The sequence below is a fragment of the Janthinobacterium sp. UMAB-56 genome (assembly GCF_900095265.1).
Lineage (GTDB): Bacteria > Pseudomonadota > Gammaproteobacteria > Burkholderiales > Burkholderiaceae_D > Janthinobacterium.
In genome coordinates this window covers 60227-83030 of sequence record NZ_LT607671.1, presented here as the reverse complement: position 1 = coordinate 83030, position 22804 = coordinate 60227, and the positions used below count along the sequence as shown (strand labels likewise).

Annotated in this window: 20 protein-coding genes; 12 read left to right on the top strand and 8 right to left on the bottom strand. The window is 63.2% G+C overall.

The window, feature by feature from the left end; all coding sequences use genetic code 11:
• Nucleotides 1-167 precede the first annotated feature (167 nt).
• The 5 genes from K0F85_RS26130 to K0F85_RS26110 are packed head-to-tail and all read right to left on the bottom strand — an operon-like array spanning nucleotide 168 to nucleotide 9436.
• The gene (locus K0F85_RS26130) at nucleotides 168-896 is read right to left on the bottom strand and encodes a YfaP family protein (RefSeq protein WP_219118762.1); all 729 of its coding nucleotides are present in this window, start codon (nucleotides 894-896) and stop codon (nucleotides 168-170) included.
• 29 nt (nucleotides 897-925) lie between these two features.
• On the bottom strand, nucleotides 926-2608 hold the full coding sequence (locus tag K0F85_RS26125; protein WP_219118761.1) for a DUF2300 domain-containing protein: 1683 nt from the start codon (nucleotides 2606-2608) through the stop codon (nucleotides 926-928).
• Nucleotides 2608-7158 (bottom strand): alpha-2-macroglobulin, encoded by a 4551-nt coding sequence (locus K0F85_RS26120; protein WP_219118760.1) that lies wholly within the window; start codon nucleotides 7156-7158, stop codon nucleotides 2608-2610. Before K0F85_RS26120 ends, K0F85_RS26125 begins: the two co-directional genes overlap by 1 nt.
• Nucleotides 7155-7829 (bottom strand): DUF1175 family protein, encoded by a 675-nt coding sequence (locus tag K0F85_RS26115; RefSeq protein WP_257638176.1) that lies wholly within the window; start codon nucleotides 7827-7829, stop codon nucleotides 7155-7157. Before K0F85_RS26115 ends, K0F85_RS26120 begins: the two co-directional genes overlap by 4 nt.
• Complete coding sequence (locus K0F85_RS26110; RefSeq protein WP_219118758.1) at nucleotides 7826-9436, bottom strand: DUF2138 family protein; 1611 nt, start codon at nucleotides 9434-9436, stop codon at nucleotides 7826-7828. Before K0F85_RS26110 ends, K0F85_RS26115 begins: the two co-directional genes overlap by 4 nt.
• 143 nt (nucleotides 9437-9579) lie before the next feature.
• Here K0F85_RS26110 and K0F85_RS26105 point away from each other — a divergent pair, with 143 nt between their 5' ends.
• The 10 genes from K0F85_RS26105 (at nucleotide 9580) to K0F85_RS26060 (ending at nucleotide 19487) form a co-directional block, all read left to right on the top strand.
• Nucleotides 9580-11100, top strand: coding sequence for a B12-binding domain-containing radical SAM protein (locus tag K0F85_RS26105; RefSeq protein ID WP_219118757.1), 1521 nt, complete (start codon nucleotides 9580-9582; stop codon nucleotides 11098-11100).
• Nucleotides 11101-11157: 57 nt separating this feature from the next.
• Nucleotides 11158-12291 (top strand): ABC transporter permease, encoded by a 1134-nt coding sequence (locus K0F85_RS26100; protein WP_219118769.1) that lies wholly within the window; start codon nucleotides 11158-11160, stop codon nucleotides 12289-12291.
• Nucleotides 12291-13190: an ABC transporter ATP-binding protein gene (locus tag K0F85_RS26095; RefSeq protein ID WP_219118756.1), complete on the top strand. Its 900-nt coding sequence runs from the start codon at nucleotides 12291-12293 to the stop codon at nucleotides 13188-13190. The genes K0F85_RS26100 and K0F85_RS26095 overlap by 1 nt, the downstream gene beginning before the upstream one ends.
• Entirely contained in the window at nucleotides 13190-14149 is a 960-nt protein-coding gene (locus K0F85_RS26090) for an MlaD family protein (RefSeq protein WP_219118755.1), read from the top strand. The genes K0F85_RS26095 and K0F85_RS26090 overlap by 1 nt, the downstream gene beginning before the upstream one ends.
• 12 nt (nucleotides 14150-14161) lie before the next feature.
• The gene (locus K0F85_RS26085) at nucleotides 14162-14776 is read left to right on the top strand and encodes an ABC-type transport auxiliary lipoprotein family protein (protein WP_219118754.1); all 615 of its coding nucleotides are present in this window, start codon (nucleotides 14162-14164) and stop codon (nucleotides 14774-14776) included.
• Between the two features lie 10 nt (nucleotides 14777-14786).
• Entirely contained in the window at nucleotides 14787-15974 is a 1188-nt protein-coding gene (locus tag K0F85_RS26080; protein WP_219118753.1) for a VanZ family protein, read from the top strand.
• Nucleotides 15975-16014: 40 nt separating this feature from the next.
• Nucleotides 16015-16332 (top strand): ferredoxin, encoded by a 318-nt coding sequence (locus tag K0F85_RS26075; RefSeq protein ID WP_034781335.1) that lies wholly within the window; start codon nucleotides 16015-16017, stop codon nucleotides 16330-16332.
• Nucleotides 16333-16380: 48 nt separating this feature from the next.
• Entirely contained in the window at nucleotides 16381-17034 is a 654-nt protein-coding gene (locus tag K0F85_RS26070) for an alpha/beta hydrolase (RefSeq protein WP_219118752.1), read from the top strand.
• Nucleotides 17035-17147: 113 nt separating this feature from the next.
• Nucleotides 17148-18293 (top strand): D-alanyl-D-alanine carboxypeptidase family protein, encoded by a 1146-nt coding sequence (locus K0F85_RS26065; RefSeq protein ID WP_219118751.1) that lies wholly within the window; start codon nucleotides 17148-17150, stop codon nucleotides 18291-18293.
• A gap of 267 nt (nucleotides 18294-18560) precedes the next feature.
• Nucleotides 18561-19487, top strand: a complete 927-nt coding sequence (locus K0F85_RS26060) for an aldo/keto reductase family oxidoreductase (RefSeq protein WP_219118750.1) — start codon at nucleotides 18561-18563, stop codon at nucleotides 19485-19487.
• Nucleotides 19488-19490: 3 nt separating this feature from the next.
• On the opposite strand, the gene pssA is transcribed toward K0F85_RS26060, so the two are convergent.
• Entirely contained in the window at nucleotides 19491-20231 is a 741-nt protein-coding gene (gene pssA, locus K0F85_RS26055) for a CDP-diacylglycerol--serine O-phosphatidyltransferase (protein WP_257638177.1), read from the bottom strand.
• 268 nt (nucleotides 20232-20499) lie between these two features.
• On the opposite strand from pssA, the gene K0F85_RS26050 reads away from it, so the two are divergent.
• Both K0F85_RS26050 and K0F85_RS26045 read left to right on the top strand, forming a co-directional pair.
• Nucleotides 20500-21450: a CAP domain-containing protein gene (locus tag K0F85_RS26050; RefSeq protein WP_306986050.1), complete on the top strand. Its 951-nt coding sequence runs from the start codon at nucleotides 20500-20502 to the stop codon at nucleotides 21448-21450.
• Between the two features lie 108 nt (nucleotides 21451-21558).
• The gene (locus K0F85_RS26045; protein WP_219118749.1) at nucleotides 21559-22194 is read left to right on the top strand and encodes an Hpt domain-containing protein; all 636 of its coding nucleotides are present in this window, start codon (nucleotides 21559-21561) and stop codon (nucleotides 22192-22194) included.
• A gap of 9 nt (nucleotides 22195-22203) precedes the next feature.
• Here K0F85_RS26045 and K0F85_RS26040 read toward each other — a convergent pair whose 3' ends face one another.
• Together K0F85_RS26040 and K0F85_RS26035 are read right to left on the bottom strand one after the other, a co-directional pair.
• The gene (locus K0F85_RS26040) at nucleotides 22204-22401 is read right to left on the bottom strand and encodes a hypothetical protein (RefSeq protein WP_219118748.1); all 198 of its coding nucleotides are present in this window, start codon (nucleotides 22399-22401) and stop codon (nucleotides 22204-22206) included.
• Between the two features lie 92 nt (nucleotides 22402-22493).
• Entirely contained in the window at nucleotides 22494-22802 is a 309-nt protein-coding gene (locus tag K0F85_RS26035; RefSeq protein ID WP_219118747.1) for a hypothetical protein, read from the bottom strand.
• Nucleotides 22803-22804: the final 2 nt, after the last annotated feature.

The window sequence follows — 22804 nt, the reverse complement described above, 5'->3', positions numbered from 1 at the left end:
CGCTATCGACAAAGCGTTGTGTTTGTCAGCTGCGAAGAAGGAAGAGTATGAAGCGTTTGCAGAATTTCGTCAACCTTCTTTTTCACCCTGCTTTACTCGGCATTTGCATGCGTCGTTCAGCGAGGGGGCGAATTATAGCCAAGCAACAGCGTGTCCGCAAGTGCCATTTATGGCAAGACGAATGATTTCACCAGGGTCAGTTCGCCAGCGGCCCGCATCGGCACCTGGAAGCTCTGCAGCTTTTCGCGCGGCGTGCCTTCGTTGGTGATGATCGACAGGCGGGCGACGGTCAGCATGGCGCTGTTCTCGCCACTGCCGTAGTAATTCACATAGGCGTGATAATTGCCCTTCAGGGGCGCCGCGCTGGAAAAGATTTCCGGGCCATAGCCGGTGGTCACGTCCACATCCAGCGCGCCACCATCTTTCAATACGCGATTGCCGTACCAGGCGTGGCCACCGTCCGGCGTGACCACATGCAGATCGAGGTCGGTGCCTGCACTGTCCCAGGACAGCACGATACGCAAGCGCGCCTGGGTCTTGCCCTGGTAGCTGTCGACAAACTGGGTGCGCGCGCGGCTCCGGCCATCCGGCGAGCGCACTTCCACGCTGTTCGAGCCGCTGCCAAAGCCATAGGGGCGGCCATAGCTGCCGTCCTCGCCCACTTCCATCGGCATTGCCACCCCGTTGACCACAAGGGTGGCGGGTTTGCCCTTGAGGGCGCCCGCGATGCGTCCCCGTATCTGCGCCGTCTCGGCCTGGCCCGGCTGCAGGTTAACCGACGCGGCGGGATAATTGACTGCTTGCGTGTAGCCCTCGCGCACGCCGGCCGAATTGCGCCAGCCGGCTTTTGGCGCATCGATGGTGACCTGGGCCTGCGCCCAGAGGGGCAATAGCATTAGCGGAATAGCGCAACGGATAAAAAAACTCACAGGGCCTCCAGATTAAGGTCGACGAGCCGACGGGCCAGCCGCTCGACATATTCTTCGTCCTGGCCGCGCGGATGGCGGCGCAGGCCTAGGTGTAAATATTCATGGGCCAAGGTGATGCGGTCTTCGCGCGTGGCCAGCGGGCGCATGAAGATGCGGTTGCGCGACTGTTCCGAATACGGCGCGCCACTGGACAGGGCACAGACCAGCGGCGCCTGCAGCGGCGCCTCGTAACCGGCCTCGCGCAGCAGCACGCGCTGCCAGCGCGGTACGGACCGCGCCAGCCAATCCTCGTTCTGCGCCAGGCGACGGCAACGCGCACCGGCGTTGCCAAAGGTGCTCAGCGCCCCGCCGGGATAGGCCGCCGCCAGCAATTCATCATAGTGCTTGCCCTGTTTGGCCTGGCGCACCGCCTCGCTCCACGCCATGGTCCCCTCGGCCGCCTGATTGCCGTGATAGCGCACAGTGACGCCATCGACGATCAACTGGTCGGTCCAGCGCGCAATCGCCAGCGCCGCCGGCGTGGCGGGGCTGGGGCTGACGCGCTGGGTCGCGCTGCTGTCGGCGATCTGCTGGCAGCCCGCCACGGTCACCGCGTTCTGCTGCAGATACGTGCGCGCGGCAATCGCCAGCGCCTTGGCCGCTTCCGGCTCGCCAGCATTCGCTTCGCGGTCGAGCACCCGCGCCACATATTCATTGACGCCGAAGCGGCCACGCAATTGCGGACGGCCGCCCTTCTCTTGCAGCAGCATCAACTCGCCGGTGCTTCGCAAGGCGAGGTTCTGGCCATTCTCGAATTGCACATGGTAGCGGCCATTCAGCGGCCCGGGTACGGCCACGCCACGTTCGCCGCGCACGGCGCGAATCGGATAGCGCTTGAAGTAATCGACCACCACGCAGCCGCCATCATCGGCCGCACCGACTTTCGGCAAGCTGGCGGCCAGCCTGGGGGCCCACTGTTCAAAGACATTGCTGCTGCCACCCGCGCCGCCAAACCAGATCGGCGTGCCATCGGCCAGCCAGCCGGCCGCGCCACCTATCCGTCCGCCCGCCTGGTGCCACGAATACGTTTTCACGCGCAACTGACTACCGAACCAGCGCGCCGTACCAGCGCCACGCCCACCACGCCCATCCAGCACCACGCGCAGCAGCGCCGCTTCGGCGTCCTGGCGGCTGGCGGCCGGGATGCTGTCCAGCGCACGCAGCAGGCTGTCCAGGCGCACCATGCGCGCCGGCGCCAGTTGTGCGGGATCCGCCAGCCAGGCAAAGTCCCCTGCGGGCGCCGCGCCCAGGCGGTCGGTCCAGTACTGGCGCCATGAAGCGGGCGCGATCATCAAACGCCTGGGCGAAAAAAATGGGCCGCAGGACTGTGCCAGCGCCGCGTCGTGGCCGATGCTCTGGCCCGCATCGCAGCAATACACTTCTTCCGGATCGCGGCCGCCGCAGCGGTAGTCCGGCATCGCCACCTTGTTATCCGTCGCATAGACATACACGAACAGCTTCCACAGGCTGGCCAGCGGCACCTGCCGCGTGCCGTCAAACGGGGGCGGTGGCGCGCCACCCTGGCGCAACTGCCGCACCTCCGTCTTGCCATCGCGCCACCAGGCCACATCCAGCGATGCAGACCAGGCGGGCACTGCCCACAACAGGGTCACCATCAATGCAGGACGTATCACGCGCATCACTCGACCTTCAGCGCGCGCGTACTCTTGCCGCCGCCCTCGAAGGCTTTCTGCTCCGGCTGGTACATGCGGTAAAAGCGCGCCGGCGGCAACACATAACTCCCCTTCTGCGCAAAGCGAATCAAATGACGCACCGTCACCTCGCCGGCCAAAGGCTCGATCGGCACGGCATAGCCATCGCGGCGCTCCGTGTGGCGAGCGCGCTCCAGCGCGGCAGGCTTGTCGCCCGCCATGACCATGCCCCAGGTGGTCGAGTCGACCATGGCACCTGGCGGCAGCGCCACTTCCAGCAAGCCAAAGCGGTGTTTCGCGCCCGGCGCCGCTTGCAAGGTGATTTCATCGAGGTATAGCGCGTCCGTGTTGAGCGCTTCCCCTGGCTTGACCAGCTCCGTCGTGTAGCCCCCCTTGCCCGCCTTCATGCGCAGGATGCGACGTTCGACGGTGACCGGCAGGGTCTGCGTTTCGACGGCATGGCTCTCGTACTGCACCACGGCCAACGTGCCGGCCGGTGCCGGAGTCGATGCGGCGAGACGCAATTTATCGGGACTACTCCTGGTGTCCGTCCAGCGCCAGAGCGGCTGGCCGCTGCGGCTGTCGCGTCTTTGCCATGCACCGTCCAGCGCCACGGCGGGTCCCTTGCCGAACGATGCGCCGCCCAGCTTCTTTTGCACCCACAGCAAGGTCATCGCGCGGTCCAGGGTCGGCATCTCGGCGCGCACGCCGGCCAGCACCGCGTCGGCCTGCGATGGCGGCACTTCGCCGGCCAGCATCAGCAGGGCCTGTGCCACCGGGGCTTTCGACGCGCGCAGTACCTGCCAGGAATCGGCGACCTGCTGCTGCAACGCCGAAGGCAGGCCGATGCCATTCTGGCTGCCGACCAGCGCCACCAGGCCAAGGCTCATCGCTTGCGCTTCGCGATCAGGGGCTGCGCCCAGCAGAAGGCTGCCGCTGTCGCCCGCCAGGCGCGGCTTGCCGCCCAGGACGGCGAGCGCGCTATCATCCACCAGGCCAGCTGCCAGTGTCTGCGTGGGCAGGCCCATCTCGCGCGCCATCCACAACACCAGCGCGCGGTCGCCCATCGCGTCCTTCAAACCATGTTCGCTGTAGACGGCCAGCAGCTTGTTCCAGTGCTCGGGCGGCAGCTCGATGCGCAGCGCGCGCGCCGCGTACCAGTCGGCGTAATAGGCGTAGGCCGTCATCAAGGCATTACCGGCCGTGGCATTGCCCCACCAGCCGAAGACGGCATTCGGGCCGGCCATGGAAACCAACCGCAGGCGCTGCGCCGTGAGCAGCGTTTGCAGGCGTTCGCTTGCCGCGCCGGCGTCCGGCCCCAGGCTTTGCGTGGCCAGCGCCAGCGGAATCAAGCGGCTGGCCGTCTGCTCCACGCAGCCATACGGATAGTCGATCAGGTCATCGGCGATGCGCGCGAACTGGCTGGCTGCGCCTTGCGCGAACGAGACGCGGATATTGCGCGCGTCCGCCGGCAGCTTGAGCGCGAGTTCACTAGTGGCAGCATCGAGCGGCAGCACCAGCGTACGCGGGCTGCTCCAGGCAGCGGGCAAGGTTTGCAGGGCCGTGTCGAGCGAGTCGACCAGTTTTCCGTTCTGTTTTACTTCCAGGCGCAGAGGCCCTGCCCCTGGAGCGAGCGGGAATTCGACATAGTTCACGCCCGGCTTGGCGGACAGTTTTTCCGTCTTCGGCTGCGCGCCGCCTGAGAGAACGACGTCGAGCGCCTGCTCCTTGCCAGTCTGGTTGAACACGGCCACCGAGGCGCGTGGCGCATCGCCGGCGCGCATCCAGTCCGGCGCGGTCCACTTGGCGTAGAAGTTTTTGTCCGAGCGCAGATAGGCGGTACGCTGGCCCACGCGCCCCTGCGCATCCATCGCGCGGCCCGTGATGCGCCAGCGGGTCAGCGCGTCGGGCATGGTGAAACTCACGCGCGCGTTGCCATTCGCGTCGGTCTTCAGCGATGGCCCCCAATAAGCGGTGTCGATATTGTCGCGGCGCGGACGCTCCAGCACCTTGACGCCACGCTCGTTGTAGTTGTGGCGCGCGGGCGCACCGGCAGTGCGCCCCTGCGCCATGTCGTAACTGATGAAAGACAGGCTGGCAGTGGTGCGCACGTTGTTGCGGCGCGGGTGGTAGAAAAAGTCGCCGATGTCCGGCGCGATTTCCGGCTGCAGCACATAAATCATTTCATCGACCACGCCCAGCGCCACCAGGGTGCTTAGGGGCTTGCCGTCCAGGCTCGCCCTGACGTCCAGGGTTACTTTCTCGCCCGGCTGGTAGACCTCCTTGTCGCTCTTGAACTGCAGTGCGATGCGCGGCTCGATCACTTGCAGGCCGGCGTTCTCGAACACGAAGTCGCCATTGCGTGTGTACGCCACCGAGAAGGTCATGTTCGGGCCGTGCTCCTCCCTGACGGGAATGCGTACGCGCCACTGCCGCGGCGCCACGCGCTTCGCCTGATACCAATCAGCAGCGCCGGCCATCAAGCCATGATGTTCCACCTTGTCGCGTTCGAGCGTCAACAGCGCCTGGTCGACCTTGTCCGAGAAAGTGATCAAGGCCTCGGCGGTGTCACCCGGACGATAGCGGGCGCGGTCCAGCACGATCTCGATGCTGCCCGGCGTGGTCTGCACGCCATCGCCGGCGACCCAGTGGCTGGCTGCTGCCAGCAGGTTGCCGCGTTCATCGCGCAGCGCCAGCTGATACGAGCCCGATGCCGGGAATGTCACATCCCATCCCTTGGCAGCCGGATCGAACGCACCTTCGGTCTTGCTCTGTTTTTCCAGCTGCACCATCTGCCAGCGCACGGGCTTCGCCGCGCCCTGGCCATTGGCCACCAGGTCGAAATGCACGGCCTGGCCAGGATCGGAAAACTGGCGCGTGGCCTTCAACTGGTAGCTGCTGCTCGAGCGTTCTATCATCAGCTCGCGCGTCGCCTTGACGCGGTAAGCCGCGCCATCGGTCGCCAGCACGGTCAATATGTAGCGCGACGGATCGGCGGCGGGCGGCAAGGTGAAGTCCACATTGCCACTGCCATCGCTCGTCACTTCCTCAGTCTTCAAGGCCACCGGGAACAGGCCGCTGTAACGCAGCTCCCCCTCGACCATGGTGTTTTGCTGGCTGCGCAGCGACAGGGTCATCTTCGCGTTTTTCACCGGCTTGCCATCCGGGTAGCGCAGCGCGATGCTGCCCTTGACTGCTTCGCCCGTCTTGAATTCCGGTGTCGATGGCTGGACGTTGATTTCAAAGTGCGGCTTGATGTATTCGGCCACGCGGAAGGCCGCGCCATACACGCCATCCTTGTAGTTGAAGCGCAGTTCATAGCCACCGGCGGTGGCTTCCGTGGGCAGGCGGAAGCGCGTGTCTGCGCCCGTCTCGCCGGACAGCTGCAGCGTTTGCGTCAGTAGTGGCGTGCCGTTCGGATTGAGCACGGTGAGGCTGAGCGGTGCGCTGGTCGCCGCCTGCGATGCGCGCGCCGAAGTAAATTCGCGCCCCAAAAACTTGACGTTGACTTCGTCGCCGGGCCGGTACAGTGGCCGATCGGTCAGCGCATAAATCTTGGTGTTATAGATCTCGCTGTCATAGTAAAAATTCTCGGACACGAACACACCCCCGGCGCGATCCTGGCCCAGCACATAGGTGTGTTCCGGGCTGCCGCGTTCGAGCGAGGCGACGCCGTCGGCACCCGTGATGGCCGACTGCAGCACGCCGGTGCCGTCGGTCCACGCCACGCTGGCACCGGCAACGGCAGCGCTGGTATCGCGCCGCGCCGTCCACACCAGCATCTGGCCGGACGATACCTTGGTGACGGCCACCGTGTCCGACACGAACACCAGGGTGGTGGCGCGGTGCTCGCCGATGATGGCCTCGATCAGGTACAGGCCTGGCTTGCGCTTGCCCAGAGGGATCATCACGTTACCGGCGCCGGCGACGATGAAATCGCTGCTCGACCCATCGAGCTTGACGCCTTTCGGCGGTGTGATGGCCTTGGCCTGCCAGATCGGATAGCGAAAGCTGTCAACCAGCTCCATGCCCTTGATCGGCTTGTACTGCGGATGGTTGGCGAACACGGTCGGCCGGCGGATCGCGTCATTCGTCGCCAGCTGCGGCTGTTCCTTGGTGACCGCGCGGCGCGCCTCGCCGGAGAACAGCTTGCGCCAGGCCAGGCGCGACTGCTTCCACCAGCTATCCCACAGAAAGCTCAAGGTGTTGGCCAGGCCCTCGCCCTGGTAATTACCTTCGACCTGGATGCGGTGCAGATTGCGCTGCTTTTTCAGGAACTCCATCGGTTCTGGCACGCGGTAGACGACGATGTCGGCGCCGGAATACGCTTCCAGGTTCATGCGCCCCATATCGCGGCCGGGTACTTCGAGCCGCACGCGCGACTCGTCGCTGCTGCCGTAGCTGGCGTCCGACAGCAGAAAAAAGGGTTCGCCCTTGAAGGTGGCGTAGTTGCTGGACTCGTTGCTGGACTCGCGCTGCTGCGCGGCGGCACTGCCCAGCATGAACAGCGCCAGCAGGCTGGCAAATAGCAGCTTCATGACAAGAACGCCAGCCGGAACACACCGGCGAAATTCGGATTGTTGACCAAAGGTTGCCACCGCGTGTCCTTCCAGCTCGTAAGTTCTTTGATATCGACGGTCCGCAGACCATTGTCGTCAGGTGTGACGGTGCCGGTGTGGTAGGCGATGCGCGCCCCCATCCAGACCATCAGGTGCTGTTCATCGCCCTGGTCGAAAAACAGCAGATCGCCGGGCAGCGCCTGGCTGACTTCGCGGGCGATGAACCGGCTGTTGTGCTGCACCAGCGCCAGCGCCGTGACGAAGTGGCCGACCTTGCCGCCCGTTTGCACCCAGCGGTTGCGCAAGGCCGCCTGGCGCGCATCGAGCTCGAGTTCGGGCGGCAGGCGCCGGTCGCTGGCAATACCATTCGCATGCAGCCACTTCGCGTCATGCACGGTCAATGCCTCGTTGACGGCAAAGCGCACCAGGCCGGCGCAATCGCGGTGCGTCCAGCGCGGCGACGGCCCACGTTCGACCTGCGCATTGACGATGCGCAGCATCCAGGCCTGGAAGGCGCGGCTCTGGGCTTGCGACAGCCGCACTTGCGTTTCGGCGGCCGCGCGCAAGGCCCATGCCGGGGGCACAAGCGCGGTGGCGGCGCAGGCGCCCAGCCAGCGCAAGGCGGCACGGCGCGCATGCAGCACCGTCATCGTGCAGTCTCCTGCCATTCCAGCGTTTCCCATGCGGTGCCGCTGGCTGGCTGCCGCTTGAGCACCATGCGCAGCGGCGGATATTTTTTCAAGGCATTCAGGCGCGGCACCAGGTGTTCATTGGCAGCTGCGCGCAGTACCGGTTCATTATTCGCCGGCAAGGTATCGAAGGCTTCCAGCTGGATCAGCCGGGCCAGCGACGCCGGCGCGATCAGGCCGATGGTATGCGCAGCATCGGGCAGCAGGTCGCTGGCGGCCGGCGCCTGCTTGCGGCGCACGGCCAGCACCTGGTCCACCAGCTTGCCGTCGGCGGAAAAGACGACGGTATTGCCAGCCACGGCCAGCGCCGGCGTGGACTGGCCCAGTGCCGTGGCGACGCTGCGCTCCCAGCGCACGAACTCACCTTGACTATCCTTGCCGGTAGTCTTGCGCACGGGGTCCTGGCCGCCGATGGCCGCCTCGAACAGGCTTGCATACAAAGCCTCATCGCCAGCATCAGAATGGCGGGTGGCGACAAATACAGGCGTATGCAGCCGTGATGTGCCATACCAGCAGGCGGCAGCCGGCCCTTGCAAGTGCCCGGCCAGCGGCAACACCGGCTCGGAGGTCTTGCTTCCCATACGCTTGAGCACGGGCTGCAGCGCGGCCCAGTCCACCGGCACGCTGAAGCAGGCGCTGGGACTGTGCGGCAGCAGCGGCCACAGAGCGCTGCTGTCATACCCACCGTTTTTCAGTTTATCGGCATTGAGCAGCACCTTGGACTGCCAGGCGCCCTTTTGAAAATCGAAACGCAGCGCTTCGAGCGCGCCAAAGAAAGGCTGGTAGCCGAACGACAGGAAGTCCGCCTTGACGGCGATGCTGTGCCCCTCGGGCGCGGCGCTGTCGAGATGGAACTGCGCATGAAAGACGTTCTGTTTGGCCGGCTCCGGCGCCAGCAGGCTGGCCACGGTTTTCTCGGCCGTGCCATCGCCATCCTTGCCCTCGCTGCCGCCATACAGCATGCCGGGATGCGACAGGATGACCAGGCGCTGGCCGTGCGCGGCAAACAGCAAGGTGCGCTGGTAGGCGTAATTGAGCGCATACACGGGCACCTGGCCGCCATCGACGCGCAAACTGCCGGCCACGCGCATTTGCGTATCCTTCAAGGCGATCTTGCCCGCTTCCTCGAGCAGGCGCGTCAACTGGCTGCGCGACACGGCGATGGCGAAATGCTTGAGCGAGCCATCGGCGTCGCGCCACAGGGCCACTTCCGCCGGCTGGTCCAGCACCATGCGCAGCAACTGGTCGCCCCATCCCAGCGCATGTTCATAGGCGATGCGACGCAAGCTGCCCTTGAGCCCCAGCCGGTCTTCGCTTTGCTCGTAATAGAACAGGAAATCCTCGCGCAGCACATCGCGCGCCAGCGGCACCGTCAGCAGGTCGCGCGGCAAGGTTGACAGGCTTTTCGTCCGCACCAACGCGTCGGGGCGCGACAAATCGAGTTTCAGACTGTTGACCGGCCCCAGCATGCCCCAGCCGAAGAGCCGGTAGCCGACCAGCGCAGCCGCCACCAGCGCCACCCCGGCAAGTGAGCCGAGCAGGACCTTGTTATTGAGTACTTTCTTCACCAGCACCGTGTATCCCCTTGTTGCCCTGCCGCAGCATTGCCAAGTTAGTAATTATTGACAAATGGTAACATGGCATTTGCGGCCGCAGCGCACCAATGTCACGACAGCGTAAAATAGCGCTTTAGCCGTTTCAATCGCCTCTCATGACCATCCTGCTCTCCACCCTGAATGCCCGCTACACCCACGCTTCGCTGGGATTGCGCTATTTGCTGGCCAATATGGGGCCGTTGCAAGCGCAGACGCGGCTGCAGGAATTCGTCATCGGCACGAAAACCACGGAACTGGTCGAGCGCATCCTCGTCAACAAACCGCGCATCATCGGTTTTGGCGTCTATATATGGAACGTCGAAGAAACCACGAAACTGGTGGCCATGCTCAAGCGCGTGGCGCCTGAAGTCATCATCGTGCTGGGCGGGCCGGAAGTGTCGCACGAGGCGGGCGAACAAGAAATCGTCAAGCTGGCCGACTACCTGATCACGGGCTGGGGCGACGTCACCTTCCCCAAGCTGTGCGGCGAGATCCTCAACGGACCGAAGCCGCTGATGAAGATCCATGCCGGCGTGCAAGCCCCGCTGGCGGAACTGCAACTGCCTTACTCCTTGTATACAGACGACGATATCCGCCACCGCACGATTTACGTGGAAGCGTCGCGTGGCTGCCCGTTCAAGTGCGAATTCTGCCTGTCGGCGCTGGACAAGACGGCCTGGCCCTTCGCGCTGGACAATTTCCTGGCCGAGATGGAGTCCTTGCATGCACGCGGCGCGCGCCTGTTCAAGTTCGTCGACCGCACCTTCAACCTGAATATCAAGACCAGCTTGAAGATCATGCAGTTCTTTCTGGACAAGATCGCCGCCAATCCGGACGATCCCATCTACGCCCACTTCGAGCTGGTGCCCGACCACTTGCCCGACGCCTTGAAAGAAGGCATCAGCAAATTCCCGCCCGGCGCGCTGCAGTTCGAGATCGGCATCCAGAGTTTCAATCCGGACGTGCAAGCGCTGGTCAGCCGCAAGCAAGACAATCAAAAGGCGGCCGACAACATCCGCTGGCTGTGCGAGGAATCGAACGCCCACCTGCACGTGGACTTGATCGCCGGCTTGCCGGGCGAGGATGAAGCGAGCTTTGCGACCGGTTTCAACAAGCTGGTGGCGTTGAAACCGCATGAAATCCAGTTCGGCATCCTGAAACGCCTGCGCGGCACGCCCATCATCCGCCATACGGAAAACTACGGCATGGTGTTCGACCCGCACCCGCCCTACACCATCCTGGCCAATAAGCAGCTCGATTTCATGAGCATGCAGCGCCTCGTGCGCTTCGCCCGCTACTGGGACCTGGTGGCCAACTCGGGCCGCTTTGCCAATACGGTGCAATGGATGCTGGGCGATGCACCGTTTGAAAACTTCATGGATTTTTCGAACTGGCTGTACGCCCACACGGACGCCACCCACCGCATCGCCATGGAGCGCCTTGCCAAGCTGGTGGCGCAATGGCTGCAGACGCGCGGCATGAGCGCGGCCGAGGCCAATGCCCTGCTGGCCAGCGACTATGCGGGCGGCGCGCAGGCCAACGCACAGACCAAGCCCGGCGAAGTGAGTACTGGCAGCGCCAAGGTGCGACCGGACGTCGCCCTGCCGCAGCGGCAGGCGCGCCACCTGGCGTCCTGACAGGCCGGCGATTGAACAGCGGTGGCGGTCTGCGCCATTCTCCCTTAAACTGGCATGATGCCGACTGTACAATCGCCGAAACTGACCCTCTCCCAGACCAGCTCCCAACAGGGAGCCATCGTCACTGCCAGCGGCGCCTGGCAAGTGCACGCCTTGGCGCATGACAATGCGATCAAGGCCATCGACGCCCAACTCAAGCCCTTGCAGGGCGACACCCAAGTGCAATGGGACCTGTCAGCCATCGGCAGCATGGACCATATCGGCGCCCAGCTGTTCTGGAATGCCTGGGGCAAGCAGCGCCCCGCGCAGCTGACCCTGGCGCCGTCGCAGGAAGAGTTTTTCCGGCGCATCGAAGAAACGGGCCCTTTGACAACCCCGACCTCGCGCGCCAACCGCCTCACGCCCGTGATGAAGCTGGGCATGGCCATGTTGCTGTTTTTCGAACATTTGAAGGGTTTTATTGCCCTGGTGGGCCAGGTGACGCTGGATGTCGGCCGCTTCTTGCGCCACCCGATGCGCGGTCCGTGGCGTGAAATTTCCGCCAATATCTTCCATGCAGGCTTCCAGGCGCTGGGCATCACGGCCCTCGTGGGCTTTTTGATCGGCGTGGTGCTGTCCTACCTGTCGGCGCAGCAATTGCGCGCCTTTGGCGGCGACATTTATCTGGTCAACTTGCTGGGCATGAGCGTCATCCGCGAACTGGGGCCCTTGCTGGCGGCCATCCTCGTGGCCGGCCGCTCGGGCTCGTCGATCACGGCGCAGCTGGGCGTCATGCGCGTCACGGAAGAACTGGACGCCATGCTGGTGATGGGCATTTCGCACGGTTTCCGTCTGATCATGCCGAAAGTGCTGGCCCTGGCCATTTCCATGCCCTTGCTCGTCATCTGGACGGATACGGCTGCGCTGATCGGCGGCATGGTGGCGGCCAAGGTGGAATTGAATCTGTCGGCGCGCTACTTCATCCAGAAGCTGCCGGACGCCGTGCCGCTGGCTAACTATATGATCGGCCTGGGCAAGGGCGTCATCTTCGGCATGCTGATCGCCCTCGTCTCGTGCCACTTCGGCCTGCGCATCAAGGCCAATACGGAAAGCCTGGGGCACGGCACCACCACCGCCGTCGTCACGGCCATTACCGTGGTGATCCTGGCTGACGCCGTGTTTGCCATCGTCTTCAATGGAGTGGGCTTTTGATGGCGGACAACGATAACGCTTGCAAGGCGAGCGAGGGCAACGAGGGCCAGTTCAACCTGCATGGCAGTGCGCCCGTGGTGGAAATCACCAATCTGTGGACCAAGTTCGGCCGCACCGTCGTGCACCAGGACCTGGACCTGGAAATCGAACGGGGCGAAATCCTCTCCATCGTGGGCGGCTCCGGCACGGGCAAGACGGTACTGCTGCGCCAGATGCTGGGTCTGGAACATCCGGCGCGGGGCTGCGTCAAAGTCTTCGGCGAAGATATTAACAAAGCAAGCTCCGACCAGTTGCAGCAGCTGCGCCAACACTGGGGCATGCTGTTCCAGCAAGGCGCCCTGTATTCGGCCCTGACCGTGTTCGACAACGTGGCGCAACCGATGCGCGAATTGCGCGTGCTGCCCGAAGCGCTGGTGCACGACGCGGTATTATTGAAAATGAATATGGTGGGCCTGGGCCCGGAACATGCGCTGAAGATGCCGTCGGACTTGTCGGGCGGCATGATCAAGCGCGTGGCACTGGCGCGCGCCCTGGCGCTGGAGCCGAAACTGCTGTTCCTCGACGAACCCACGGCAGGCCTGGACCCGGACTTGTCGGAAAGTTTTGTCACCCTGATCCAGTCGCTGCACCGCGAACTGGGCTTGACGGTGGTGATGGTCACGCATGACCTCGACACCCTGTTCGCCCTGTCCACGCGCATCGCCGTACTGGCGGAAAAACACGTGATCGCCATCGGCCCCACGCGCGAGGTGATCGAATTCGACCACGCATTCATCAAGCAATTTTTCCTCGGCGACCGCGGCAAGCGCGCGCTGGCAGTCCTCGATGAAAAACAGGCGGCGGCCAAGGCCGCACAGCCAGGCGACGACGCCGGCACAGACAAGAAAGCGGAGAAGTAATGGAAAACAGATCACATGCCCTGATGACGGGATTCTTTACACTCACCCTGCTGGTGGCGGCCATTCTGTTCGGCGTCTGGTTCAACCGCGACCGCGTGGAACGCGTGCCTTACCTGCTGGCCACCACCCTGTCCGTGCCGGGCCTGAACCCGCAAGCCACCGTGCGCTACCGTGGCCTGGAAGTGGGCAAGGTCGACGCCATCGACTTCGACACGCAAAAGGCGGGGCAAATCCTCGTGCACATCAGCGTGGCGCCCGACACCCCCGTCACCAACACCACCTTTGCCACCCTCGGCTACCAGGGTGTGACGGGCATCGCCTACATCCAGCTCGACGATGAACAGGTGGGTTCCAAATTATTGGGAACAAGCAAGGACAAGCCTTCGCTGATTCCCCTGCGCGCCGGCTTGCTCGACCAGCTGGAAAAGCGCGGCAAGCGCATCCTCGACCAGGCCGAGCAGATCACCAACAAGGTCAACAATCTGCTCAGCCCCGACAACCAGGCGGCCATGCTGGGCGCTTTCAATGAAGTGGGCAAGGCAGCCAAGGCCTTTGGTGCCATTCCGCAACAGCTGGAACCGACGCTGACGCAATTGCCGCAACTGACGGAACAGACGCGGCAGACCCTGACGGCCGTCAGCACGGCCAGCAAGAATGTGTCGGACTTGACGGCCACCTGGAAAAAGCTGGGCAACGATATCCAGGCGCCCGGCGGCGTGCTCGACAAGGTCAATGGCACGGTCGACCGGGTCGGCAATTCGGTGGAAACGGTGGCCAATGGCGTGTCGCTGGAAGTGCTGCCACAGGTAATCGAGCTGAGCGGCGAGGCGCGCTCCTCGATGCGCGCCCTGAAAGCCACCATGAGCACGCTCAATGAACAGCCGCAGAGCATCTTGTTCGGCGCCCCAGACATTCCGCCCGGGCCGGGCGAGCCCGGCTTTTCGGCACCGGGAAAATAAGGAGAATACCGCATGCATATCCCACGCAATATCACTGTGCTGGCCCTGGCCGCCGTATTCCTGCTGGGCGGTTGCGCCAGCCGCGGCCCCGTTCCCACTTTTTACGATTTCGGCCCGGCCGCACCGCTGGCGGCCGCGCAGCCGGCGGCGCCAGCCGTGCCCGTGCTGGTGATCGCCGACGCCAACGGCCCCTCCTGGCTGGACAGCCAGCGCATGTATTACCGCTTGCTGTACGCGGATGCACAACAGTCGCGACCGTACGCCTACAACCGCTGGAACACGCCACCGCTGCAACTGCTCAGCCAGCGCCTGAAAACCCGCGTGGCGCAAAGCGGCGTGAAAGTGTTGTCGACCACGGACGCGGCCGCCGGCATGCCATTGCTGCGCATCGACGTCGATGATTTTTCGCAAAACTTCGATACGCAGACGCGCAGCAGCGGCCACGTGTCGCTGCGCGCCTCGGTTTTTAGCGGCCACCGCCTGATCGACCAGAAAACCTTCAGCCGCAGCGCCCCGGCCGGCAGCGCCGACGCGCAAGGCGGCGCGCAGGCTCTGGCGGGGGCATCGGATGCCATCGCCGCCGACCTGCTGGTCTGGCTGGCCACGTTGAACATGCCGAAAGAGTGACCGCAGCACGATGACCGCCCCCGCAGCCCCCGCCAGCCCGCCAACGCCACTGCCGCCCGTACGCTCTTCACCCGTGTCGCGCGCGAGCCTGCTCGCCTACGTCTTCCTGATCGTGTATGCGAGCTGGTTTCCATTCACGGGCTGGCACAGCAATGGCCTGTCGCCGCTCACTTTCCTGGAAAATACGCGCATGCCCCGTTACTGGACGGGCTTTGACGTGGGCATCAACGTCGTCGGCTATATCCCGCTGGGCGCGCTGATCGTGTATTCGCTATTTCCAAGGATCACAGGTTTCCTTGCCGTTATCGTCGCCAGCCTGTGCGGCATGTTCATTTCCGGCAGCATGGAAGCGGTGCAAACCTACCTGCCCAGCCGCGTCTCATCGAATCTGGACTTTTATACGAATACGGCCGGCTGCTTCGTCGGTTCCATCATCGGCGCCCTGACGGCGCGCAAACTGCTCGACCATAGCCATCTGTACCGGCTGCGCCAGCGCTGGTTTGCCCAGCACGCCAGCCAGGGCCTGGTGCTGGTGGCCCTGTGGCCACTGGCGCAGATCTATCCGCAAGGCTATCTGTTCGGCCTGGGCCAGCTGCTGCCCATCCTGTCGGACTGGGCCTCTTCCCTGATGGGCATGGAGATCGACCTGGCCGCCTATCTGCGTCCCGATGTGATATTGACCGTCGAGCAATATTGGCTTTCGGAAACCATCATCACGGCATGCGGCATGACGGGCGCCGTGCTCACCTTGCTGTGCCTGCTACGCCGCGCGGCGCCCCGCGCCATATCGATGCTGACCCTGATCGCCGCCGCACTGATCGTGCGCTCGATGGCCAGCGCGCTGCTGTTTTCACCGCAAAACGCCTTCGTCTGGATCACGCCGGGCGCCCAGGGCGGTTTCTTGATCGGCCTGATCATGCTCGGTGGCCTGGCCTTCGCACCGCACGTGGCGCAACGCCGCATCGCGGCCGCCACCTTGCTGCTGAGCCTGGTGATGGTGAATACGACGCCAATCAACCCGTATTTCATGTCGACCTTGCAAGGCTGGGTACAAGGCAAGTTCCTCAACTTCAATGGCGCGGCACAATTCCTCGCCCTGCTGTGGCCCTTCATGGCCCTGTGGTTCCTGTGCCTGCCCTCGCACCGCCTGAACCGGCAGGATGACGTGCAGCGCCAGCGTCGCGAAGACCACGCATAAGCGTTATCATGGCGCATTGATGAATCAGCAGGAGAATAGTATGAGCGACGCACCGTATTTTGAACGCCACGTTTTTTTCTGCATGAATAAACGTGAAGATGGCCGCAACAGCTGCGGCGACCATGGCGCGGAAGCGGCGCAAAAGCATTGCAAGCGCCGCATCAAGGAGCTCGACATGAATGGCGCGGGCAAGATCCGCATCAACCAGGCCGGCTGCATGGACCGCTGCGAAGAAGGCCCGCTGCTGGTGATCTATCCGGAAGCGACCTGGTATACCTATGTCGACACCAGCGATATCGATGAAATCATCGACACGCACCTGGTGGGCGGCAAGATTGTCGAACGCCTGAAAATCTGAGCCCCATATTTAATCTTAATTTAAGCCTACGCTAACAGTATGAGCATCATGAACAGAAACTCGGAAAAATTTACCCTCGCCGGCCATGCAGGCAGCATGGAAGGCTTGCTCGATTTCCCGGCAGAAACCCCGCGTGGCATCGCCCTCGTTGCCCATCCCCACCCGCTGTACGGCGGCACGATGGATAACAAGGTCACGCAAACCCTGGCGCGCGCCTTTGTCGCCCTCGGTTACGTGGTGGCGCGCATCAACTTCCGCGGCGTCGGTGCTTCGGAAGGCGTGCATGACCATGGCGCGGGCGAAACAGACGACATGCAATTGCTGTATGAACACATGCGCGGCCTGTACCCGGGCTTGCCCGTCGCCTTGTCCGGCTTCTCCTTCGGCACCTACGTGCAATCGAAACTGCAGGAACGCCTGGCCGCCGCCGGCACGCCCGCCGAGCGCCTGGCGCTGATCGGCAGCGCGGCCGGCAAGTGGGCCATGGCCGATATTCCCGCCGACAGCATTTTGATCCACGGCGAACTGGACGATACGATCCCCCTGTCTGCCGTCTTCGACTGGGCCCGTCCACAAGACATTCCCGTGATCGTGATCCCCGGCGCCGACCACTTTTTCCACCGCAAGCTCAATCACATCAAGAACCTCGTGATTGCGCTGTGGCATGGTGACAAACCCGCCATAACAGCAGATGAGCATTGAAGTGTGGGCTTACTAGCGCCTGCACGGCTATAATTGATCCGTTTTTCCCACGCGGCCATGTCAGTAGCAACAACATGGCCCCCAGCCTTCATCTTTTTCGCAGACCAGCCTCCATGAAAAAACTTTTAGCGGCACTGGCCTCCAGTGTATTTTTCTTTTCCGCCGCCTACGCCCAGAGCGTTCCCGCCCCAACCATCGCCGCCAAGTCCTGGCTCTTGCTTGACGCCACCAGTGGCCAGATCATTGCTTCGCAAGATCCGGACGCGCGCATCGAGCCGGCATCGTTGACCAAAATCATGACGGCCTACCTGACGTTTGCCGCCATCCGCGAAAAGAAACTGGCGCTGGACCAAAAAGTGAACGTCTCCGTGCGCGCATGGAAAGTCGATTCGAGCAGCTCGAAGATGTTCATCGACCCGGCGACCCCTGTATCGATCGACGACTTGCTGCATGGCCTGATGATTCAATCGGGTAATGACGCCGCCGTGGCGCTGGCTGAAGCCGTCGCCGGCGATGAAGGTACTTTCGTCGTGCTGATGAACCGCGAAGCGCAACGCATGGGTCTGAAAAACACGCATTTTGCCAACCCGCACGGCTTGCCCAGCCCCGAGAACTATTCCACGGCGCAAGACCTGTCCGTGCTGGCCAAACGCGTGATCGCCGACTACCCGGAATTCTACAAAATCGATTCCATCAAAAGTTTTACGTACAACAAGATCACCCAACCTAACCGCAACCGCCTGCTGTGGCTGGACCCAACCGTCGATGGCATGAAGACGGGCCACACGGAAGCGGCCGGCTATTGCATGATCGCCTCGGCCCGCCGTCCAGGCGGCACCGGCGAGCGCCGTCTGATCTCCGTGGTGCTGGGCACCACGTCGGACCAGGCGCGCACGCAGGAAAGCCAGAAGCTGCTGAACTGGGGCTTCCAGAACTTCGATACGGTCAAGCTGTACTCGAAAGGCCAGGCCGTGGCCACGCCGGAAGTGTGGAAGGGCTCGAAAGGCACCGTGAAAATCGGTTTCGCCCGCGACGTGCTCGTCACCGTACCAAAAGGCACGGCGGCCAAGATGAAACCTGTGCTGGAGCGCAAGGACCCGCTGGTCGCGCCACTGGCTGAAAACGCCCCTGTCGGCAAGCTGAAAATGATGGTTGACGACAAGGTTCTGCTGGAACTGCCGGTCGTGGCACTGGAAACCATCAACCAGGCCACGATCTTCGGCCGCGCCTGGGATTCGATGCGCCTGTGGCTGAAATAAGCAGTTAGCATTCCCACAAAAAATGCCCGCCGATGCTGCGGGCATTTTTTTCGTCCGTGCACGGTACGCGAGGCCCGTCGGCTTCAGGGACAGGCTTGACGCGCTCAAAAAGGAGGCGCTGCCGGCGCTGGTATACCAAAGGCAGCCGGGCCACCAGTTCGACCTTGCCTTGCAGCAGCGTTGCTGCCGCTTTATCCGCAGCATACTCTAGATTAGCTGGCTATAATCGTGGCGAGTCCTTCCACGCCACCACCAGAAAGCCAGCCCATGAGCCATGTAATTCCCGCCAGCCTGCAAGCGCCACGCAGCCGTTTAAGTAGCAACGGCCCCGAACTGTCGCGCATCGTCGCCGGCATGTGGCGCATCGGCGAGTGGAATATGTCGGCGCAGCAGCGCCTGGCCTTCATCGAGCAATGTCTGGCGCTGGGCGTGTCGAGTTTCGACCATGCCGATATCTATGGCGATTACAGCGCAGAAGGCCTGTTCGGCGAAGCGCTGGCCCTGCAGCCGGGCTTGCGCGACAAAATGGAACTGGTCAGCAAATGCGGCATCAAGCTGCTGTCGCCACACCGTCCCGGTCATGCCATTCAGCATTACGACACGAGCGCGGCGCACATCACCAGTTCCGTGGAACATAGCTTGCGCCAGTTGCAGACGGACCGACTGGACTTGCTGCTGATCCACCGTCCCGATCCGCTGATGGATTTCGACGAGATCGCCGGCGCGTTTACCCAGCTACAGCAAGCGGGCAAGGTGCTGCACTTTGGCGTATCCAATTTCAGCCGCCACCAGTTCGAGTGCCTGCACCGGCGCTACCCGCTGGTGACGAACCAGGTGGAATTTTCGCCGCTGCACGTGGCGCCCCTGTTCGACGAAACCTTCGACGGCTTGCAAGACGTGGGGGTGGCGCCGATGATCTGGTCGCCGCTGGCGGGCGGCCGGCTGTTCCAGGGCGGCGATGCGAATGTGGAGAACTTGCGCAACGTCATCAAGCAGATCGCCGATCAACTGCAGCGTCCGTTTGCCAGCGTGGTATTTGCCTGGATCATGCAATTGCCATGCCGTCCCCTACCGCTGACGGGCACGGGCCGCATCGAGGCCGTGGGCGTGGCCGTGGAAGGTACGCAGTTCACGCTCAGCCGCAGCGACTGGTTCGCCATCCTGCGCGCCGCGCGCGGGCACGAGGTCGCTTAAAAGTTAGTCTATCTCGTCGGGATCGTTAAATACCTGAGGTAAAGCGATGCCCCGCCAGCCCAGATACCAGGCCAGGTTCAGGGCCAGGGTGGCGGCGATGTAGACGGCGAAGAACAGTGCGAAGAAGCTGGTCTTCAGCCATACCAGCAGGGCGATGGCCGCGATCAGCACCAGCAGCGCGGCCAGGCTTTTCTTTTGCTTGGAGCTGGGAAAACGCAAGGTCGACACCATCAGGCTGCCCACGCCCACCAGCAGCAGCATCAGCAGATAGCTGTGCAGCATGGAATCGATGGGCGCCGGCCAGGCCACCACCACGGCCGCCACGCAGGCGGCCCCGGCCGTGATTGGCATGCCGACGAAATACAGGGGATCGGTACGCCCCACGTTCACATTGAAGCGCGCCAGGCGCATGGCGCCGCAGGCGACAAAGAAGAAGCTGGCCATGCCGCCAAAACGCAGCAGCAGCGGATCGTGCACGCCCATCTGCACAAAGCCATAGCAGTACAACAGAACGGCCGGCGCGCAGCCGAAATTCATCACGTCGGCGATGGAATCGAGCTGCACACCGAACTGCGAACTGGTCCCCGTCAGCCGGGCGACATAGCCGTCGAGCGCATCAAATACCCCGGCGAGCACCAGCAGCGCCGCTGCCAGGCGATAGGCATCCGCATCGCCGACGGTCGCGTTATCGACGGAAATGACGATGCTGGCAAAACCACAGGCTATCGACAGCAAAGTCACCATGCTGGGCAAGGCATATTTGGCGCGCTGCAGGCGCGACTTGGGCAATGTGTTCAAATTTGTCGGCAATCAAAGTAGCGGGAATCAGGCAAAGCAGCGGCAAACGCTGCACTTTGCTCATTCTACCCTGCGCAGCTGCAGCACCGTCCGCGCACGAGCGCGCGACATATCTTTTCATGGATGCTCTACGGCAGATCAAAATGCCTTAGAATCGTTTCACAGGGCAACACACCGCCCCTCCCCCTGTCTGCCTACCTATACAGGAGTCAACTTGATTGCCTCGTCACTGCGTTGGAAACACTGGATATCCGCCCTGCTGAGCGCAGCCCTGTTGAGCGCCTGTGGCGGCGGCGATAGCGGCGGCAAGTCATCGCTGAGCACCTCGACCCCGGCCGGACAGCTGACACAGGAACCGGGCGCTCCCGTCCTCAGCAACAATATCGCCACCGACGGTTTCAACTGGTTCAACTACCGGCGCAGCCAGATCGGCCTGTCGCCGCTGGTACGCAACGGCCAGATCGACAGCGCGGCCCTGGGCCATTCCAACTATCTGAATCTCAACAATACGGTGGCGCACGAGCAAGTGCAGGGCAAGCCCGGCTTTACGGGCGTCAAACTGGGCGACCGCCTGGCCAAGACCGGCTACGTCGTCACTTCGCTGCAGGGTGAAGTCATCGCCGGCGCGAGCAACACGTCGGGCTTTTACCTGGCCGAAGAGCTGGTCACGGCCATCTATCACCGCTTCGTCATTTTCGAACCGCTATTCAAGGAAGGTGGCGCGGGCGCGGCCGTCAGCGGCGCCGGTTATGCGTATTTCACTACCGACCTGGCCGGCAACCGCAGCTATGGCCCCGGGCTGGCGGCGGGACAGATCGTCACCTACCCTTTTAGCGGGCAGCAGAAAGTGGCCGTCAGTTTCTCCAGCGATAACGAATCGCCCGATCCCGTGCCAAACCAGGACGTGGTCGGCTACCCGATCAGCGTGCACGCCAACTACGGCACGTCCGTCAGCGTGGCGGCGTTCAGCGTGCGCCAGCGCGGTGCCGGCAGCGACCTGGCAGTACGCCTGCTCACCAGCGGCAGCGATGTGCATACGCCGGTCTCGGCCGCATCCATCATTCCACTGGCGCCCTTGAGCCCGAACACCAGCTATGACGTAAGTTTCATCGGCAAAGTCAATGGCGCGGACGTCACGTACAGCTGGTCCTTCAGCACGCGCTAGGGCGACACGCCTTGCCAAGCGGGCGCAGTGTCGAGCACGACTGGATGTAAAATAGCAGTTCCTGCTTTACGGCAATTGACAAGTTTTGGGGCGCCCTGCACACCAGGCATGATGAAACCACACGCCACTTGCGATGATGATGCCGCCGTTGCTGCATCCGACATGGTCCGTATTCTCGATGTCGAGAACGGACTGGACCGCATCATGGGCGACCGCATCCTGTACCTGAAAATCCTGCGCCGCTTCCTGCATGACCACAGCACCACGCCGTGCCAGATCCGCGCCGAATTCGACGCGGGCAACTATGCCTGCGCGCGCCTGAAGGCGCATACCCTGAAAGGAGCCGCCGGCATGATCGGTGCGCGCCACGTGCATGGCCTGTCAGCCACCCTGGAGTCGGCATTGCGCGCGCAGGCGCCCGATCTTGCCCAGCAGATGCTGCAACTGGAACTGGCCCAGGATCAATTGCTCGGAGCGGTCAGCAGCCTGCTGGGCGCGCCGGAAACGGCCCACACGGCGGCGCAGGATGTGGCGCCCGATCCGTCCGCGCCGGCCATCCAGCTGCTGCTGACGCGCCTGGCCAGCCACCTGCGCGAAGGCGACGGCGCGGCCATCGATATCCTGGAAAACTCGGCCAGCCTGCTCGCGGCCAGCCTGGGCGTGCACGTCTACCAGGAAGTAGCGGCAGCTGCGCATGAATTCGACTACGATGGTGCGCTGGCGGCACTGCTGCGGCGCCGCTAGTTGCGACCCTCAACGGTGGTATTGCGCCTCTTCCGCATACGCCACGCAACAACTCTTGCAACAGAAACGGCGCACGGCATCGAGCGGCTTGTCGCAATACCAGCACGCGCCTTTTGCCGGCAAGGTGGCGATCAAGTCCGGCAAGGCAGGCAGAGCCACCACCACCTCTGCTTCGCATTCCACGACATCCGGCTGTTTGCTGTCCATGGCGCTTCCTTTCCTAGCGGCACTTCAAGGCCGCTCAGCAAGATTACGTCAGCGCAATTTGGACTTCATGATAATTCTCAACTGGGCAGATGCTAGCTAGATTTTCGGTAGCTGCGCACCGCGTCATTGGCCTGTTCGTCTATGATTTTCTGCCACTTCGGCTGGCCCGCATACTTGGCGGACAGCCGTTTCCACTGCCGCTGCGCCTGGCCACACGATTGTTCGATGGCTTGCGTAATGTCGCGTTGGCGCGCCTTGTCGTTCTCATCCCACTCGCCGGCAAAGTGCTCGCACATCTGGGCGTTCTCGACAAACCGCGCCACGTCGCGCGGCAGTTTTTCCTGTGCCGTTGCCAGCAGGGGCAAACACCACAGCACACCGGCGATCAGGATTCGCTTCATGG